Origin of the sequence: Ectopseudomonas composti (assembly GCF_900115475.1) — a bacterium.
Taxonomy (GTDB): Bacteria; Pseudomonadota; Gammaproteobacteria; order Pseudomonadales; family Pseudomonadaceae; genus Aquipseudomonas; species Aquipseudomonas composti.
On sequence record NZ_FOWP01000002.1, the window covers coordinates 260606 to 277159 of the forward strand.

16 protein-coding genes are annotated in these 16554 nt (G+C 61.8%); 9 read left to right on the plus strand and 7 right to left on the minus strand.

The genetic code is table 11. The annotated features are described in order from the left end of the window. Positions 1-64: 64 nt before the first annotated feature. Together BM059_RS04895 and BM059_RS04900 are read left to right on the plus strand one after the other, a co-directional pair. Complete coding sequence (locus BM059_RS04895) at positions 65-742, plus strand: response regulator transcription factor (protein WP_037000054.1); 678 nt, start codon at positions 65-67, stop codon at positions 740-742. Continuing rightward, on the plus strand, positions 739-2121 hold the full coding sequence (locus BM059_RS04900) for an ATP-binding protein (RefSeq protein ID WP_074937093.1): 1383 nt from the start codon (positions 739-741) through the stop codon (positions 2119-2121). Before BM059_RS04895 ends, BM059_RS04900 begins: the two co-directional genes overlap by 4 nt. Before the next feature lie 18 nt (positions 2122-2139). Here BM059_RS04900 and BM059_RS04905 read toward each other — a convergent pair whose 3' ends face one another. Continuing rightward, positions 2140-3138 carry an AraC family transcriptional regulator gene (locus tag BM059_RS04905; RefSeq protein ID WP_074937094.1) on the minus strand — a complete coding sequence of 333 codons (999 nt, stop codon included), beginning with the start codon at positions 3136-3138 and terminating at the stop codon, positions 2140-2142. A gap of 163 nt (positions 3139-3301) precedes the next feature. Here BM059_RS04905 and BM059_RS04910 point away from each other — a divergent pair, with 163 nt between their 5' ends. The 4 genes from BM059_RS04910 to BM059_RS04925 all read left to right on the plus strand — a co-directional run bounded on the left by BM059_RS04910 (position 3302) and on the right by BM059_RS04925 (position 7859). Continuing rightward, positions 3302-4441 (plus strand): acyl-CoA dehydrogenase family protein, encoded by a 1140-nt coding sequence (locus tag BM059_RS04910; RefSeq protein ID WP_074937096.1) that lies wholly within the window; start codon positions 3302-3304, stop codon positions 4439-4441. Between the two features lie 99 nt (positions 4442-4540). Further along, a complete protein-coding gene (locus tag BM059_RS04915) occupies positions 4541-6181 on the plus strand; it encodes an AMP-binding protein (RefSeq protein WP_074937098.1) in 1641 nt (546 codons plus the stop codon). A gap of 36 nt (positions 6182-6217) precedes the next feature. Then, positions 6218-7399, plus strand: coding sequence for a CaiB/BaiF CoA transferase family protein (locus BM059_RS04920; RefSeq protein WP_074937099.1), 1182 nt, complete (start codon positions 6218-6220; stop codon positions 7397-7399). 178 nt (positions 7400-7577) lie between these two features. Then, positions 7578-7859: a lysozyme inhibitor LprI family protein gene (locus BM059_RS04925; protein ID WP_244154381.1), complete on the plus strand. Its 282-nt coding sequence runs from the start codon at positions 7578-7580 to the stop codon at positions 7857-7859. A gap of 18 nt (positions 7860-7877) precedes the next feature. Here the strand turns inward: BM059_RS04925 and BM059_RS04930 are convergent, their stop codons facing one another. From BM059_RS04930 to BM059_RS04940, 3 genes are all read right to left on the minus strand, one after another. Further along, a complete protein-coding gene (locus BM059_RS04930; protein ID WP_074937102.1) occupies positions 7878-8372 on the minus strand; it encodes a SprT family zinc-dependent metalloprotease in 495 nt (164 codons plus the stop codon). A gap of 241 nt (positions 8373-8613) precedes the next feature. Then, positions 8614-9213 (minus strand): Yip1 family protein, encoded by a 600-nt coding sequence (locus BM059_RS04935; protein WP_037000040.1) that lies wholly within the window; start codon positions 9211-9213, stop codon positions 8614-8616. A 167-nt stretch (positions 9214-9380) separates the two neighbouring features. Then, positions 9381-9974, minus strand: coding sequence for a DNA-J related domain-containing protein (locus BM059_RS04940; protein WP_074937104.1), 594 nt, complete (start codon positions 9972-9974; stop codon positions 9381-9383). 100 nt (positions 9975-10074) lie between these two features. Here BM059_RS04940 and ttcA point away from each other — a divergent pair, with 100 nt between their 5' ends. Next, a complete protein-coding gene (ttcA, locus tag BM059_RS04945; protein WP_037000035.1) occupies positions 10075-10899 on the plus strand; it encodes a tRNA 2-thiocytidine(32) synthetase TtcA in 825 nt (274 codons plus the stop codon). Positions 10900-11169: 270 nt separating this feature from the next. On the opposite strand, the gene BM059_RS04950 is transcribed toward ttcA, so the two are convergent. Both BM059_RS04950 and BM059_RS04955 read right to left on the minus strand, forming a co-directional pair. Then, on the minus strand, positions 11170-12084 hold the full coding sequence (locus BM059_RS04950) for a hypothetical protein (protein ID WP_074937105.1): 915 nt from the start codon (positions 12082-12084) through the stop codon (positions 11170-11172). Beyond that, entirely contained in the window at positions 12084-13652 is a 1569-nt protein-coding gene (locus tag BM059_RS04955) for an EI24 domain-containing protein (RefSeq protein WP_083413229.1), read from the minus strand. Before BM059_RS04955 ends, BM059_RS04950 begins: the two co-directional genes overlap by 1 nt. A 787-nt stretch (positions 13653-14439) precedes the next feature. Between BM059_RS04955 and BM059_RS04960 the strand changes: the two genes are divergently transcribed. Further along, positions 14440-15498, plus strand: a complete 1059-nt coding sequence (locus tag BM059_RS04960; RefSeq protein ID WP_074937107.1) for a 3-deoxy-7-phosphoheptulonate synthase — start codon at positions 14440-14442, stop codon at positions 15496-15498. A gap of 117 nt (positions 15499-15615) precedes the next feature. Then, positions 15616-16287 (plus strand): DNA-3-methyladenine glycosylase I, encoded by a 672-nt coding sequence (locus BM059_RS04965; RefSeq protein ID WP_074937109.1) that lies wholly within the window; start codon positions 15616-15618, stop codon positions 16285-16287. On the opposite strand, the gene BM059_RS04970 is transcribed toward BM059_RS04965, so the two are convergent. Further along, positions 16277-16528: a YheU family protein gene (locus BM059_RS04970; RefSeq protein WP_037000031.1), complete on the minus strand. Its 252-nt coding sequence runs from the start codon at positions 16526-16528 to the stop codon at positions 16277-16279. The two genes, BM059_RS04965 and BM059_RS04970, sit on opposite strands and share 11 nt — an antisense overlap. Positions 16529-16554: the final 26 nt, after the last annotated feature.

Genomic DNA, 16554 nt, shown 5'->3' on the forward strand with positions numbered 1-16554 from the left:
GGCTTCGCGTTACCAGGCCGGGCATCAGCCCGGCCTTCGTACAACTGAAAAAAGGGGAAGTCTCATGAAATTGCTGGTGGTGGAGGATGAGGCGCTGCTGCGTCACCATCTGTTCACTCGCCTCAGTGAGAACGGGCATGTGGTGGATGCCGTACGCACCGCCGAAGAAGCTCTGTATCGCGCTGAGTCCTTCAATCATGACCTGGCCCTGGTCGACCTCGGCCTGCCTGGAATGAGCGGTATCGACCTGATCCGCCAACTGCGCAGCCAGGACAAGAACTTTCCGATCCTGATTCTTACCGCGCGTGGTAACTGGCAGGACAAGGTCGAAGGCCTCTCCTGTGGTGCCGACGACTACGTGGTCAAGCCGTTCCAGTTCGAAGAGCTGGAGGCGCGGCTGAATGCCTTGCTGCGTCGTTCTTCCGGGTTTACCAAGTCGACCATCGAGGCCGGTACCCTGGTACTGGACCTCAATCGCAAGCAGGCCACCGTGGATGAACAGTCGCTGCAGCTGACTGCCTACGAGTACCGCATCCTCGAATACCTGATGCTGCATCACCAGCAGGTGGTGGCCAAGGAACGCCTGATGGAGCAGCTTTATCCGGGCGATGACGAGCGTGATCCCAACGTCATCGAGGTACTGGTCGGCCGCCTGCGTCGCAAGCTCGAAGGCGTACTCGGTGGCAAACCGATAGAAACCGTGCGCGGCCAGGGCTACATGTTCAACGAGCGCTGCAAGTGAGCCGAGCGCGCGCGGTTCTGCGCAAACTGCGCATGCGTTTTGGCTCACTGCGCCTGCGCCTGATGCTGGCCAGCGCTGCGCTGGCGATGCTGTTCATGTTGCTGCTGATGCCGGTGTTGCAGGGCGTGTTTCTCATGGCTCTGGAGCAGACCGTGGAAAAACGTCTGGCCTCCGATGCGGCCGCGCTGATTTCTGCCGCGCGTATCCATGATGGCCAGCTGCATATGCCGGACAAGATGCCAGACGAGGAATTCGACAACCTCGACTCACACCTGCTGGGTTTCATCTTCGACCGCGAGGGGCGGATGATCTGGCGTTCACGCTCCTCCATCGACGAGCTGGTGCGCTACCTGCCGCGCTACGACGGTCGCGGCCACGAGTTCATCCGCATTCGTGACGACAGCGGTCAGGAATACTTCGTGTATGACATCGAAGTGGATCTGCTGCGGGGTGACGAAACCGCCCTGAGCATCGTGACCATGCAGCCCACGCGCGAGTACCAGGGGCTGTTCAACGGCTTTGCCTGGCAGTTGCGTTTATGGTTGGGCATCGCCTTGCTGGTGTTGCTGGGCCTGCTGTGGTTTGGCCTGACCTGGGGCTTTCGTAGCCTGCGCGGCTTGAGCGACGAGCTCGACGGCGTGGAGGCAGGCACCCGCCAACGCCTGAGCGACGAGCACCCACGTGAACTGCTGCGTCTGACCAATTCCCTCAACCGTTTGCTCGACAGCGAACGGCGCCAGCGCGAGCGTTATCGCGACTCTCTGGAAGACCTCGCCCATAGCCTGAAAACGCCGCTCAGCGTGTTGCAGGGCATCGGTGAAACCCTCGCTGCACACCCTGAAAATCGCGAGCAAGCGCAACTGATGCAGGCGCAGATCGAACGCATGAGCCAGCAGGTCGGCTACCAATTGCAGCGCGCCAGCCTGCGCCGCAGCGGCCTGGTACGCCATCGCGAGCAGGTCTGGCCGGTGCTCGACGGCTTGTGCCGCTCGCTGGACAAGGTCTACCGCGACAAGCGCGTCGAAGCGACGCTGGAAGTGCCCGAGCACAGCCAGATCACCATGGAACGTGGTGCGCTGATGGAGCTGCTCGGCAACCTGCTGGAGAACGCCTACCGCCTGTGCCTGCAACGCGTACGCGTCAGGTTGCAACCCCTGGCAGGCGGTTGCCTGATCACCATCGAGGATGATGGCCCTGGCGTGCCGCAGCAGCAACGTGAGCGGGTGCTACAGCGCGGCGAGCGTCTGGATGTGCAGAATCCGGGGCAGGGCATCGGTCTGGCGGTGGTGGAAGACATCGTCGAGAGTTACGACGGTGAGCTGAGCCTGGAAGATTCGGAGTTGGGCGGCGCCTGTTTCAGGGTGCGGCTGTACGACTGATCTGAAACGGCGCAGGCGTCATCCCTCTTGGGCTCGATACGCTCCTGGTGTCAGCCCTGTCCATTTCTTGAATGCGCGGTGAAAGGCCGAGGGTTCGGAGAAGCCTAGCTGCTCGGCGATGTCCTGAATCGCCAGTTCGTCGCGGCCCAGGTGGTAGATGGCGAGGTCGCGGCGCAGGTGGTCCTTGAGCTCCTGGAAGCTGGTGCCTTCTTCGCGCAGATGGCGGCGCAGGGTTTGCGGGCTGGTATGTAGCTGTTGGGCGACCTGTTCCAGGTCGGGCCAGGTGCGGCAGTCGCGGCCGAGCAGGCGACGAATCTGGCTGATCAGACTGTCGCCACCATCCGGGCGGGCCAGCAGGTCGGCGGGGGAGTGCTGCAGGAACTGCTTGAGCGTGCGCTCGTCCTGCAAGAGCGGCATCGCCAGATAACGCGCGTGAAACAGCAAGCTGGTCTGCCCGGCGCAGAACCGTCGGCTGCAGGGAAACAGCAATTCATATTCAGCGACGTGCTCGGGCTCCGGGTAGGCAAAGGTCGCCTCTTCCAGGCGGATGCGCTGGCCAATTAGCCAGCTGCCGAGGCGATGCCAGATCACCAGCAGGCTCTCCACCAGAAAATGATCCGGGTCCCATAGCGTGCTGTCGTCGACGCTCAGCCGCGCCCAATCACCCTCGCGCTGCAGGCGGATGCCCGGTGCGTCGGGAAACAGGCTGTAGAACATCGCACCGCGGCTGAGGGCCTTTTCCAGGCTGCGGCAGTGGATGATGGCGTGGCCCATCATGGCGAAGGTGCCGCGTTTGCTCGGCTGGCGGCCGAAGCCCAGGTATTCGTCGTCCAGCGCTTCCCACAACAACTGCATCAGCAGGGCGAATTGCTCTGGGGCGATGCGTGCGCGCGGCTCGACCAGCACGGCGCTCTGGATGCCGGCCTGACGCAGTATCAGGTCGCAGGCCAGCCCACGGCGATCAGCACCGCGCAGGGCGGCGCGGACGAAGTGGCTGGCAATAGTGCGTTCGCGCATGCTGGGTTTCCGATAGCGAGGGTGTTCGATGGTAGGCAGTTGCTCTTGGCCACGGCAACCCAACCGAGCGATTGGGTCAACCGAGGCTGAGCACATGGGTCATTGAGGGCGTGCGAGGTGGCACTTAACCTCTGGGCCATAACAACAGCGGAGGACCCGCCCCATGCAACGCAACCATTTCGACACCGAGCACAACCTGTTTCGCGATGCCTTTGCCACGTTTCTGGACAAGGAGGTGGTGCCGCATCAGGAGGCCTGGGAAGAGGCTGGCATGGTGGACCGCAGCGTGTGGCGCAAGGCCGGCGAGATGGGCTTTCTGTTGCCCTGGGCGGACGAGGAATACGGCGGGTCCGGGCTCAAGGACTTTCGCTACGAGCAGATCATGTGCGAGGAGCTGGCGCGCATCAACGAGCCCGGTTTCATGATCCCGCTGCACTCGGCGCTGTGCGGTCCCTATATCGCCGAGTACGGCAATGCCGAGCAGAAGGCGCGGCTGTTGCCCGGCATCATCAGTGGCGAGACCATCCTCGCGGTGGCCATGACCGAGCCGTCGGCTGGCTCGGATCTGGCCGGCATGCGTACCACGGCGGTGGACAAGGGCGACCACTGGCTGCTCAACGGCTCCAAGGTGTTCATCTCCAATGGCTACCTGGCCGACGTGGTGATCGTCGCGGCCAAGACCGACCCTGCCAACAAGCACGCCATGGGCCTGTTTCTGGTGGAGCGTGGCATGCCCGGTTTCGAGCGTGGCAAGAAACTGAAGAAACTCGGCATGCACAGCCAGGACACCGCCGAGCTGTTCTTCAATGACGTCAAGGTGCCCAAGGACAACCTGCTGGGCGATGCCAAGGGCGGCTTCTTCTACCTGATGAACATGCTCGCCCAGGAGCGTCTGACCAATGCCTGTGGCGCGGTGGCCGGCGCCGAAGCAGCGCTGCAGACCACCATCGAGTACGTCAAGGAGCGCCAGGCCTTTGGCCGCCCCGTAGCACACTTTCAGAACACCCGCTTCAAGCTGGCGGAAATGCGCACGCAGATCGACGTGGCGCAGGTCTTCACCGACCGCTGCGTCATGGATCACAACCAGAAGAAACTCACCTCGGAAGTGGCGGCCGAGGCCAAGCTGTTCACCACCGAACTGCTTGGCAAGGTGGTGGACGAGGGTGTGCAGTTGCACGGCGGCTGGGGCTACATGTGGGAATACCCGATCTGCAAGATGTACGCGAATGCGCGTATTCAGCGGATTTTCGCCGGCACGTCGGAAATCATGAAGGAGATCATCAGTCGCGGGATGAAGCTGTAACGACGTAGGGCGGGTGCAACCCGCCACGAGCGGTCTAGCGTCATTAGCGCTCGTATTGCAATGAGTAGGTGAGCCCCGAGGACAAGAAGGTAACCTCCCATGACCCTGCAACTGCCTCTGGAACGCTTCAACCACTGGCTGGATCGGCAACCCGATGCCGTCTGGCTGCGTCAGCCGGTCAATGGCATCTGGCATGACTTCACCTGGCGCCAGGTCGACGAGCAGGCACGTCGCCTGGCCAGCGCTCTGCTGGCGCTGGGCTGCGTGCCAGGCGAGCGTGTCGCCTTGCTGGCGAAGAACTGTGCCGAGTGGTTCATCAGCGACCTGGCGATCCAGCATGCCGGGCTGATCAGCGTACCGTTGTATCCGTTGCAGGCACCGGAGCAGATTGCCTACGTGCTCGAGCATGCTGGCTGCAAGGTGATTCTTGTAGGCAAGCTGGATGAGCCTGACAAGCTGGCCAGCGGCATCGCGCCACATATCACCCGTATCGCCATGCCTTATCCGACCATGCCGGCTGAGTATCAATGGCAGGCCTTGCTGGCAGCGCATGAGCCGCTGCCCGGCACGCGGCCGCAGCGCGGTGAGGATCTGCTGTCGATTCTCTATACCTCTGGCACCACAGGGCAGCCCAAGGGTGTGATGCTCTCGGCCCACGCGATGGCGTTCTCCTCTGCCAACGCCACGGCAGAGATGAACATGACCCCGCAGGATCAATTTTTCTCCTACCTGCCGTTGTCACATGCCGCTGAACGCTTCCTGGTGGAGTTCAACAGCCTCTATTGCGGCGCGCCAGTGGCCTTCGTCGAGTCGCTCGAGACGTTCGCCAGTGACCTGCGCCAGGTGCGTCCGACCGTGTTCTTCTCGGTACCACGACTGTGGACGCGCTTTCAGCAGGGTGTGCTGGAGAAGTTGCCGGCGCACAAGCTCGACCGCCTACTGCGTATTCCGTTGCTGGGGCGTCTGCTGGCGCGCAAGGTGAGGGCAGGGTTGGGACTGGATCGAACACGCATTCTGGTGTCCGGCGCGGCGGCGATTTCCACTGGGCTGCTGGAGTGGTATCGGCGCCTGGGCATGACCATTTGCGAGGGCTACGGCATGACCGAGCACTTCGCCTATGGTTGTTTCAATCGTCCCGGGCAGGTGCGCTTCGGCACTGTGGGCAGGCCGATGCCGCATCTGCAGGTGCGTATCGACGACAGTGGCGAGATCCTGCTGCGCAGCGAAACGCTGATGCAGGGTTATTACCGTGAACCGGAAAAAACGGCGGAAACCCTCAAGGACGGCTGGTTGCACACCGGTGATCGCGGCCAGTTGGACGAGGCGGGCTACTTGCGCATCACCGGGCGGGTGAAGGATATCTTCAAGACCAGCAAGGGCAAGTACGTCGCACCGGCCCCCATCGAAGGCGAGGTTGCCAAGAGCCATTGGGTCGAGCAGGTATGTTTGATGGGCAGCAATATGGATCAACCGCTGGCGCTGGTCGAACTCTCGCCTGCCGCCCGTCAGCAACCGCGCGAGCTGCTCGATCAGTCACTTTCCGAGCATCTGCAGGCGGTCAATCACAGGCTGGAGCCGCATGAGCGTATCAGTCATTTCTATCTGGTCAGCGAGGCCTGGACGGTGGATAACGGCAGCATGACGCCGACCATGAAAATTCGTCGCAATGTGTTGGAGGTGCGCTATGCCGAGGCCATTGCCCGCGTGCCCGGCGATGCCGCCATCGTCTGGGAAGGCTGATCAGCCCTCCGTCATTCCTTACAACCTGGAGTCACCATGTCCGGCCCGTTGTCATCGCTGAAAATTCTCGATTTTTCCACGCTGCTGCCGGGGCCGTTCGCGTCGCTGCTGCTGGCCGACATGGGCGCTGAAGTCCTGCGGGTGGAGTCGCCCACGCGCATGGACCTGGTGCGCGTGCTGCCGCCGCACGATGGCGGCACCTCCACCAGTCACGCCTACCTCAACCGCAACAAGCGCAGCATCGCCCTCGACCTCAAGCGCCCCGAGGCGGTGGAGGTGGTCAAGCAGCTGGTGAGCGAGTACGACATCGTGCTTGAGCAGTTCCGACCTGGGGTGATGGACAAGCTGGGTGTCGGTTACGAGGCGCTCAAGGCGATCAACCCACGGCTGATCTACGTGTCGATCACCGGCTACGGCCAGAGTGGGCCTTATCGTGACCGTGCCGGGCACGACATCAACTACCTGGCACTGGCCGGTATCGCCAGCTACACCGGGCGCCGCGACAGCGGTCCGTTGCCACTGGGCGTGCAACTGGCCGATCTGGCAGGTGGCTCGCTGCATGGCGTGATCGGGCTGCTCGCGGCCGTTGTGCAGCGCCAGGCCACTGGTCAGGGGCAGCAGGTCGATGTGAGCATGACCGACTGCGCATTCAGCCTGCACGGCATGGCCGGGGCGGGCTACCTAGGCGCCGGGGTTGAGCCTGAGATGGAGAGCCAGGCGCTCAACGGCGGCAGCTTCTACGACTATTACCGCACCCGCGACGGCCGCTGGTTCTCCGTTGGCAGTCTGGAGCCGCAGTTCATGCAGCAGTTCTGCGCTGCCATTGGCCGCCCCGAGTTGGCCGCGCGTGGTTTGTCGCAAAAGCCCGAGGACCAGCGCGCGCTAAAGCGCGAGATCGAGATCGAGTTCGAGAAGCGCGATTTTGCGCAATGGAGTCAGGTGTTCGCCGAACTTGATGCCTGCGTCGAGCCCATGCTACCGCTGTCCGAAGCGGTGCAGCATCCGCAGATCAGGGCGCGCGAACTGGTCGTCGAGGTGCCGCGCGAAGGCTTGCCGGCGCAGGCGCAACTGGCCTGTCCGCTGAAGTTTTCCGACGGCTTGCCGCCGCCGCAGCATGTAGGGGCCGCGCTCGGTGCGCATACCGAGCAGGTACTGGAGGGGCTGGGTTACGACGCCGAGCGGATTGCCGCGTTGCGTGAGGCGCGCGTGTTCGGTTGATGCGAGCAACAGCGCCCGCTTAGGATGGGCGCCGTTATCGCATTGGAGCGTGGGTATGAAAGGAATCACGGGGAGGGCGCCGGGGGGCTTGGGCTGGCTTTTGGCGCTGGGTGCTGCTGTCGGCTTTTTTGCGCAGGCCGCCGAGGATGCGGAGGATCCCTGTCAGCAGGGCAGCTCCATGGCCGCATTCATGTGCCAGGGGCCGGTGTGGAAGGCTGCCGAGCAGGAGCTGCAAGGCACTTATGATCGTGTGATGGCCTCGCTCAAACAGTACGACCCGACGTTCGCCACGGAGCTGCGCGATGCCCAACGGCTGTGGGTCAAGCTCCGCGAGCAGGATTGCAGCCTGTACGCGCGTAACCGAGTGCAAGGCTCGCCCTGGACCGGATTCTGGGAGTCGGAATGCCAGGCGCAGCAGGCCCGTGAACGCACCGAGTGGCTGAAGTCATTCGAGGGCTAGCTTTTTCGGTGCGCGCGATCATTCCTGGCGATGCTCACCGGTGAAATGCAGCGTCACCTTGCAACGCCGGCAGTAGTAACGGCGGCCCTTGGCGACCAGCGCGTGACGCTGGGCCGAGAAAGGAAATTCACCGTCCGGGCAACTGCAGCGGTAGATGAAGCGATTGACCTTGCGGCGCTCGACTTCATAGCTGTGGCAGCGATGCGGTGGCAGCTCGTAAACGCCGCGCATGATCAATTGCCACTCCTCACCATGCGGCTGAATACGCGGGCCGAACAGCTGGTGGGCGATCATGTGGGCGACTTCGTGCGGCACTGTCTGGTGCAGGAAGTCTTCGTGGTTGGCGTGGTACAGCTGCAGATTGAAGCGCAGCTTGTTTTCCGTCAGGTGAGCGACGCCCGCCTTCTGCCCACGCAACTTGAAGCTGACCTCGGGGCGGGCAAAACGTTGTTTGAAGAAGGCTTCTGCCTGCTGGTAGCAGGCTTCGACGCGGGCGTGAATCTGTTCGGGCATGGACAGGTGCAGGTACTGGCTGAGTGCCGATTATGCCGTAAGCGGCCTGCCCGCGCAGGTATCACTCGTCTCCCGGCGCCTGCATTCGCTGCTCCTGCGTGCCGTGGCTCCGGTCCTCTTGCACCGTTTGTTGATAGTTCGGCACCGGTGGGTAGAACAGAATCATGCCGACCAGGCTGAGCTATGACAGGTAATGAAAAGGCCGCCCGAAGGCGGCCTGTGGGTTCGCTGCCACTCACTGTCAGCTGGTGTAGACCGGACCGACGCCCATGCCCCAGAGGATCACCGAGCTGGCGATCATTGCTACCAGCACTACCAGGCCCACCGCCAGCACCGAGCTGGAGAACATGAAGCCTTCGTCATCGGGAATGTTCATGAAGGTCGGTATACCGACGTAGAGCAGGTAGACGGTGTAACAGATCGCGACCGTACCGACGACCATGCCCAACCACAGGTGTGGATAAAGCGCTGCAAGACCTCCGATGAACAGTGGGGTGGCGGTGTAGGCGGCAAATACGATGCACTGGGTCAGGCTGGGATTAGCGTCATAGGTGCGCGCCATCCAGTGGATGAAGGCGCCCATCACGGCCACGCCAGCGAGCATCGCCAGGTAGGACATGATGGTCATTACCACCGCACTGCCTTCGGTAAGCATCACCGGTGCTCGGTCACCAATGGCCCAGCCAACCTGGGTGGTGCCGATGTAGGCCGAAATTGCGGGAATCGCTGCGAGAATCAGCACATGGGTCAAGTACATGTGGCTGATGGATTCTTCCTCGCCACGGATTTCTTGCCATTCTTGATCGGGATGGGTGAAGAGCCCCCAAACGTGGTGGATCATGCCAGACACCTCCTCATTCTTATGACGGTCGCCCCCCAGCGAACGCCCGGGGCGCGTGGACAGCGCCACCGGGTGTCAGGCCAAATTTATGCGACCTTATGTCGCAGTATAGGCAGTGCCTGGAACAGGCGTGGTGTCTGGCTTTAGAGCAAATCGCTCTCTCGAGGCTAGCGGTAATAGCGCTGCAGAATTTCCATGGCCAGGTTGATCGACTGCAACCGCTCTGTGCTGCCGCCTCGGTCGGGATGATGTTCGCTGACCATCTGCCGGTAGCGCAGTTTGATTCTTGGTAGATCGATTGTCCGTTCATCGGACAGTTCGAACAGCTCCAGCGCCGCCTGTTTCTCTTCGCCGCCCTGCATGCGCGTCCAGAAGCTGGTCAGCAGGCGTTCGACGTCGCGTTCGTCAGTGTCCTGCAGGTTGCTCATGTCCAGGTAGTAGTCGCGCAGTGCGTCACGCTCGCTGAGCGCCGCACTGCCTGTCTGATAGGGCTGCAGGCGGATGCTCAGCGGGCTGATCTGCAGCAGGTGCGTGCGTTGCTGCCAGAGCTGGTCGCGCAGGCGATAAAGGGCGTTGAACAGCAGGAAGTGGGTGCGAAACAGCACCAGCTTGTCGGCCAGGGGCAGGTTGGGAATATGGCTGCTGTGGCGGTCTTTCAGTTGCTGGATCAGGGTGTATTCGGCAATGCCGTCCGGGGCAGCCTGCAGCAGTTGCAGCACCTGTTCGGTGAGGTCCTGGGAGGGGTCGAGGTCGTCGTTCATCGGCCGAGACTAGCATTTAGTTGTTGGTGGGGTGGGGGCGCGGCGTCATTGTGCGTAAAATGTCGCGCTTTCGTTCCCACCCCTCGGATTTCGACGCACCATGGGCACCCTCTCGGTCAACCAGAACAAACTGCAGAAGCGCATTCGCCGCCAGGCCGGCGAAGCCATCACCGACTTCAACATGATCGAGGATGGCGACAAGGTGATGGTCTGCCTGTCCGGCGGCAAGGACAGCTACACCATGCTCGACGTGCTGCTGTATCTGCAGAAGGTGGCGCCGATCAAGTTCGAGATCGTCGCGGTGAACATGGATCAGAAGCAACCTGGCTTTCCCGAGCATGTGCTGCCGGCCTATCTGGAAGCCATAGGCGTGCCGTATCACATCATCGAGAAGGACACCTACTCGGTGGTGAAGGAGAAGATCCCCGAGGGCAAGACCACCTGCTCGCTGTGTTCGCGCCTGCGCCGTGGCACCCTGTACACCTACGCCGACGAGATTGGCGCGACCAAGATGGCGCTGGGGCACCACCGCGACGACATCCTGGAAACCTTCTTCCTCAACATGTTCTACGGCGGTACGCTCAAGGCCATGCCGCCCAAGCTGTTGTCCGACGACGGCCGCAACGTGGTGATCCGCCCGCTGGCCTACTGCGCCGAGGCCGATATCGAGGCCTACAGCCAGCTCAAGGAATTCCCCATCATCCCGTGCAACCTCTGTGGCTCGCAGGAAAACCTGCAGCGCCAGGTGGTCAAGGAGATGCTGCAGGAGTGGGAGCGCAAGAGTCCTGGCCGCGTCGAGATCATGTTCCGCGCGTTGCAGAACGTGCATCCCTCGCAACTGGCCGACCGCAACCTGTTCGACTTCAAGAGCCTGAAGATCGACGACAGCGCCACGCCTCGCTTCCTCGATGTGATGAGCCTTTAAAACAGCGGGTCGATGTCCGGGGCGGGCTACTGCCCCACCAACACATGCGTAGGAGCGGGCTTGCCCGCGAGCTTTTGAACGCCGGCGTCTGTAGGCCGTGCTGCGATCATCCTGTAGGAGCGGCTTCAGCCGCAAACTCTTCGGTACACCGCTAAATCACGACTAGACACAGATCGCCGAGCTCGCGGGCAAGCCCGCTCCTACAGGTGCACCGCGCACGGCCATGGTGGATGTAAAAAGCGACATCCACCCTACAAGGTCGGCAGGTGATCAGATCAGCCCGAGTACGTTCAGTACGGTAGCAATGACGCTGGCAAGCACCGCACCGGACAGCACACCGAGGAAGATTTTCGTCTTGCCCTGTTGGGTAATGGTCGAGGCGTCAAGGGCACTCAGCCGTTCCGTAAGGCCATGCACTTCCTGCTGCAGGGTGGCCATGGCTCGCTCGCGCTCGATATCCAGGCGGTTGTTTTCCTGAAGCTCTTCGACCAGCGCTTTGATCGCCAGATCCTGTTGTTCGACGATCGAGCGTTTTTCCTCCAGCAGCTTGTCGATCCCCGACAGGCGCTCGGCCTTGGCCAGCAGCACTGACTGGATCTGGCCGATGTCTTCCTGGCTCTTGGCCATCAGCTCGGCTTTGGTGGTGAGGGTGGACTTGATGCTTTCGATGTCTTCGCGGGCGCGAATCACCACTTGCGCTTTTGCCGAGAACTGCAGCTGTAGCTGCTCAATGTTCTGCTGATTGACCTCGATCTTGGTCTGGGTCGACTTGGAGCCATCAAGGATCTTGCTGAAAATGTCGTGGGCGCGGTCAGCGAACTGCTGGCCGGTTTCCGAGAGTTCCTGGAAACGCCCCTCGCTGTCCAGCCAGCCGGTCTTGGCGCGCTGCTCCAGTTCGCCAATGACGGCGGCGAGGAAGGAGTAGCTCATGGTGTTGAGCGTGATGATCTCCTGGATCAGCCCAAGCATCATTTCGTTAATCTTGTTCTGCGACTTGGAAATTTCCACCAGATCGCCATGGGTGCTGGAAAAGGCGCGCTTGAACAGGCCGCGCTTCTCGATGCGACTGACCTGGTTGCTGCTGTCCTCGATGCTGAGTTCGATGTCCTTGATGACGCTCAGTAGGTCCGAGGCCACCACGGCGGGTGACTTGCCCTCGACTTGAACGAGTTCGTTTGCACTCATTAAAACTGCTCCAGTAGATCGTCCAGGCTGTTCACGGACTGACGATAATTGTCGAGACGACGCTGAGTCGTCTGCTTGGCTTCCTTGACCTCTTCCCAGTCCAGGGCGAACTGGGTGCGCAGTGTCTCGGTAGTGATGATGATGTGCTGGTAGGCGCCGTCCAGAATCAGCACGGTCTGCTTGATCTTCAGGAAACCCACGGTCTGGCCCCGATGGATATCTGCCAGTTGTTTGTTGCGGAAGGCGAGGAAGTCTTTCAGGCGGTCGAAGGCAAGCACCGTGAACAGCGTCAGGGTGCCGGTGATGATGCCGGTTATGACGGGGGCCAGGGTGGCAGCAAAGGGCAGCAGCAGTGGAATTGCTTCCAAGGCTTTCTGGATCACCTCTTCCAGCATTATGCCCAGGCTCAGGGTGAGCGCTGCCGAGAGGATTTTCATCACCTCGAAGGCGATGTCGCCCGGCGCCACATGGGGCGGCGGGGCGACGATCATCTTGATCGCCCGGACGATCGAAAGCACCGCCTCGCGGATGATGACGACCAGGTTCTTGGCGGTGGTCACGAAGGAATTGATGATCAGTGTCACCAGCGTCGAGACGAAGCCGGCGATACCGGCGCTTGCCCCTTCCTGGAGGTACTCGGCCCATTTTTCGCGAATGCGCAGCAGGGTTGCCTCGATACGGGCCTTGACCATTTCCAGCAGCGAGGCAGCCCCGTTGAAGCCTTCTCGGACCAGGTAGCGCACATCTTGCACCAAGTCCTGCACCAGGTCTTTCAGCAACAGACCAAGGATTTGCCGCAGCGCCAGCTTGCCGGCTGCCTTGCCGCCTTCTACCAGGAATTCCTGGCCCTGCTTGATGAACACGGCTTTCTTCTGGTCACCGTCCACTGCTTTCTTGGCTTTGGCGTAGGTGTCCGCCACGGCTTTTGGGTCGAGCTCGTAGTATTCAGCGTTGGTCTTGCTCGGGTCCTTGGTGCTCGGTTTGGCCGCCCATACCATCAGGTCATCTTCGCCTTTGGACGAGTTCATATTGAAGGCGGTGAGCACGATGTTGTCGTCTTGGGTGGCGGTCTCGACACGTTCCTCGCGGGTCTGGGCCAGCTGTCCGCGGGAGGAACGCTCGATTTCGCTGGCGCTGACCACATGATCCCTGGCTTCGGTCCTCGGCCCTTCGGGCATCTCGCTGCCAGGCTCTTTGTAGGCGTCGTAGTACTTGCCGTCGGCACTTTTCATGTCGTCGTGCAGTTCGTCGAGGCGGTCGTCGTAATCGCCACGCTCGAATTTTTCCTGATTGGCGCGTTGCCAGTTTTCGTGGCGCTGGGCGTCGGCATCGTTGGCCACCACGCCTTTCTCGAAGTTGTGCAGGCTCGTGATGGCGCCACCGTCGCGGTCATCGAACATTGCGCGGGTCAAGCCGAAGGGGCCCATCAACTGGTCGATCAGCATGTGCTGAAAGCTGTTGATAAAGGCATCCTGCTGCTGGGTGTTGGGAGAAGCGTTGATTTCCTTGATCAGCAATTCAATCTGGTCATCGATCTCGATGACCAGTTCATCCTTGTGGGTGTGCATAGGGTTGGTCTCAAAGTGCCAGTATTCGGACGATAATCACTCTCCCATAGGCTTGTCCACTGATTCGATACCGCGCCAACTGCCATGGAAGGCTCTGCATCGCCTGTTCTGGCGATTCTCGATTGCCGGCTTTTGTTTGCAGAGCTTTGTGTCGTGGCGGTAGATAGGAGTTTGCCGCACGAATTTTCGTCACGCAGTCGGATCGCTGCTATGCACAGATCGCCGAGCTCGCGGGCAAGCCCGCTCCTACAGGAGTACCGCGTAGGGCCGCGGTGGATGTAAATCCTACGTTCTAGGCCATAGACGGCTTACTTATCCGCTTTTTTCTCCGCCCGGCTTGCCGCCCCTCAAATACCTGGAGTATGGTTCGGTCACTGTTTCGGAGAATTCCATGTCTGCCAGCCTCAACCACCTGTCTTCGCTTGACGCCGGTGCATCGCGCACTGCGCTGGTTCGTGCGCAGTCGGTCGTGGCGGCGGCGTATTACTTCTTTGGGTATTGGTTTAGCCACAGGCGCGCCTGATACCCCACAGGCGGCCTGAGACACCAGGGTCGCCACCAGAGACGTTTTCCAGAAAACCCCCGGTCGGCAACCCGACCGGGGGTTTTGTTTTTTCCGGCCGAAAACGGCCCAGCACTTAGAGGATTCACAGATGAACCGTTATTACCGCAACTACCGCTACGACTGGCGATTTAGCAGCGTTACCACCGCCCTGACACCTTTACAACGAACACTCAGTTAGCGCCGCCGCGGTATCGACCGCGCCGGCCAAGGAACCGCCAGATCATGAACAGCTCCGCTCAACTCGCTTCGCCCGTTACCAGCATCGCCCGCCGCAGCGCCCAGCCGCTGCCCAGCCCCGCCGTACTGCGCCAACGCTTGCCGTTGCCCAGTGCACTTGCCGACACCATTGCCGCTGACCGTGACGCCATCCGCGCCGTGCTCGATGGTACGGATTCGCGCCTGCTGGTGGTGGTCGGCCCCTGTTCCCTGCATGACCGCAGTAGCGCTCTCGAGTACGCCGAACGCCTGGCCGAACTGGCGCCGCAGGTGAATGACCAACTGCTGCTGGTGATGCGCGCCTACGTGGAAAAACCGCGCACCACCGTGGGCTGGAAGGGGCTGCTGTACGATCCGCACCTCGACGGCAGCGGTGACATGGCCGAAGGCCTGCGTCAGTCGCGGCAACTGATGCTGGAGATCCTCGCGCGCGGCCTGCCGCTGGCTACCGAGTTGCTGCAGCCGATGGCCGCCGGCTACTTCGACGACCTGCTCGGCTGGGCGGCGATTGGCGCGCGCACCAGCGAGTCGCAGGTACACCGCGAGATGGTCAGCGGGCTGGATCTGCCGGTGGGTTTCAAGAATGGCACCGATGGCAGCGTCGGCATCGCCTGCGACGCCATGCGCTCGGCGGCACACCCGCATCAGCACTTCGGCATCGACGACCTCGGCCATCCGGCACTGCTGCACACCGCCGGCAACCCGGACACTCATCTGGTGCTGCGCGGCGGTCATGGCGCGCCGAACCATGACGCTGCCAGTGTCGCTGCCGCGCGCGATGCACTGCAGCGGCAGGGCATCGCCCCACGCATCCTGGTCGACTGCAGTCACGCCAACAGCGGCAAGGACCCGCTGCGTCAGCCGGCGGTGCTGGACAGCGTGATCGACCAGCGCCTGGCCGGTGATACCAGCCTGCGCGGGGTAATGCTGGAGAGCCACCTGTTCGACGGTTGCCAGGCGCTGTCCGGCGAGCTGCGCTACGGCGTGTCGATCACCGACGGCTGCCTGGGGTGGAGCGGCACCGAAGCGGCGTTGCGTCAGGCTGCCGAGCGTTTGCACGGATAGGGCAGCTGCCCAGCCTGAGATTGGCGGGTTGCACCCGCCTTACGGTCAATACAGGGCTTGCGGTGTTTAGCGCGCTGCGTGCAGGCTCTGTCGTCCGTTTTATGAAGGATTCGATTCATGCGTGATTACAAGTGGCTGCACGAGTTCTGCCTCAATCGCTTCGGCTCGGCCAAGGCACTGGAGGCCATGCTGCCGCAGCCGCGCAGCGATGCCGAGCTGCGGGCGCTGAGCGATGACCGTTATCTGTCGCTGATCAGTCTGCGCATCTTCCGCGCCGGCCTCAAGCACAGCCTGGTGGACGCCAAGTGGCCTGCGTTCGAGCAAGCGTTCTTCGGCTTCGACCCGGACAAGGTGGTGCTGATGGGCGCCGAACGCCTGGAAAACCTGATGCAGGACACGCGGCTGATCCGCCATCTGGGCAAGCTGAAAAGCGTGCCGCGCAACGCTCAGTTCATTCTCGACGTACGCCGCGAGAAGGGAAGTTTCGGTGCTCTGATTGCCGATTGGCCGGTCAGCGATATTGTCGGCCTGTGGAAATACCTGGCCAAGCATGGCAGCCAGCTCGGCGGCCTGTCGGCACCACGTTTTCTGCGTATGGTGGGCAAGGATACCTTCATCCCCACCGATGACATGGTCGCCGCGCTCAAGGCGCAGAAGGTGATCGACAAGGCCCCGACCAGTTTGAAAGACCTGGCCGCCGTGCAGGCGGCCTTCAACCAGTGGCAGGCCGAAAGCGGCCGACCGCTGTGCCAGCTATCGGTGATGCTGGCGCATACGGTCAATCACTGAGGGATTGCTGCAGAGCTTCCAGCCACTCCTTGGGCACGTCACGCTTCATCGCCAACTGGCATTGCTGGCTGTCTGGATCGAAGACGATCACCGCCTCGCCCTTGTCCAAGGCGCGGCGCACGCGCTGCACGCGGGTTTCCAGTGGGGTTTCGTCACCGTTGTCGGTACCGTCACGGGTGACGAAGTCTTCGATCAGGGCGGTGAGGGTGTCGGCTTGCAGCAGGTCAGCGGGGATCAACACAGTCAACGGCTCCAGTGGTTGGCGCC

Excerpts from the sequence above, each read along its gene's own strand:
- BM059_RS04895 (WP_037000054.1), top strand. The coding sequence starts at position 65 with ATGAAATTGCTGGTGGTGGAGGATGAGGCGCTGCTGCGTCACCATCTG.
- BM059_RS04905 (WP_074937094.1), bottom strand. The coding sequence starts at position 3,138 with ATGCGCGAACGCACTATTGCCAGCCACTTCGTCCGCGCCGCCCTGCGC.
- BM059_RS04910 (WP_074937096.1), top strand. The coding sequence starts at position 3,302 with ATGCAACGCAACCATTTCGACACCGAGCACAACCTGTTTCGCGATGCC.
- BM059_RS04915 (WP_074937098.1), top strand. The coding sequence starts at position 4,541 with ATGACCCTGCAACTGCCTCTGGAACGCTTCAACCACTGGCTGGATCGG.
- BM059_RS04920 (WP_074937099.1), top strand. The coding sequence starts at position 6,218 with ATGTCCGGCCCGTTGTCATCGCTGAAAATTCTCGATTTTTCCACGCTG.
- BM059_RS04925 (WP_244154381.1), top strand. The coding sequence starts at position 7,578 with ATGGCCGCATTCATGTGCCAGGGGCCGGTGTGGAAGGCTGCCGAGCAG.
- BM059_RS04930 (WP_074937102.1), bottom strand. The coding sequence starts at position 8,372 with ATGCCCGAACAGATTCACGCCCGCGTCGAAGCCTGCTACCAGCAGGCA.
- BM059_RS04935 (WP_037000040.1), bottom strand. The coding sequence starts at position 9,213 with ATGATCCACCACGTTTGGGGGCTCTTCACCCATCCCGATCAAGAATGG.
- BM059_RS04940 (WP_074937104.1), bottom strand. The coding sequence starts at position 9,974 with ATGAACGACGACCTCGACCCCTCCCAGGACCTCACCGAACAGGTGCTG.
- ttcA (WP_037000035.1), top strand. The coding sequence starts at position 10,075 with ATGGGCACCCTCTCGGTCAACCAGAACAAACTGCAGAAGCGCATTCGC.
- BM059_RS04950 (WP_074937105.1), bottom strand. The coding sequence starts at position 12,084 with ATGAGTGCAAACGAACTCGTTCAAGTCGAGGGCAAGTCACCCGCCGTG.
- BM059_RS04955 (WP_083413229.1), bottom strand. The coding sequence starts at position 13,652 with ATGCACACCCACAAGGATGAACTGGTCATCGAGATCGATGACCAGATT.
- BM059_RS04960 (WP_074937107.1), top strand. The coding sequence starts at position 14,440 with ATGAACAGCTCCGCTCAACTCGCTTCGCCCGTTACCAGCATCGCCCGC.
- BM059_RS04965 (WP_074937109.1), top strand. The coding sequence starts at position 15,616 with ATGCGTGATTACAAGTGGCTGCACGAGTTCTGCCTCAATCGCTTCGGC.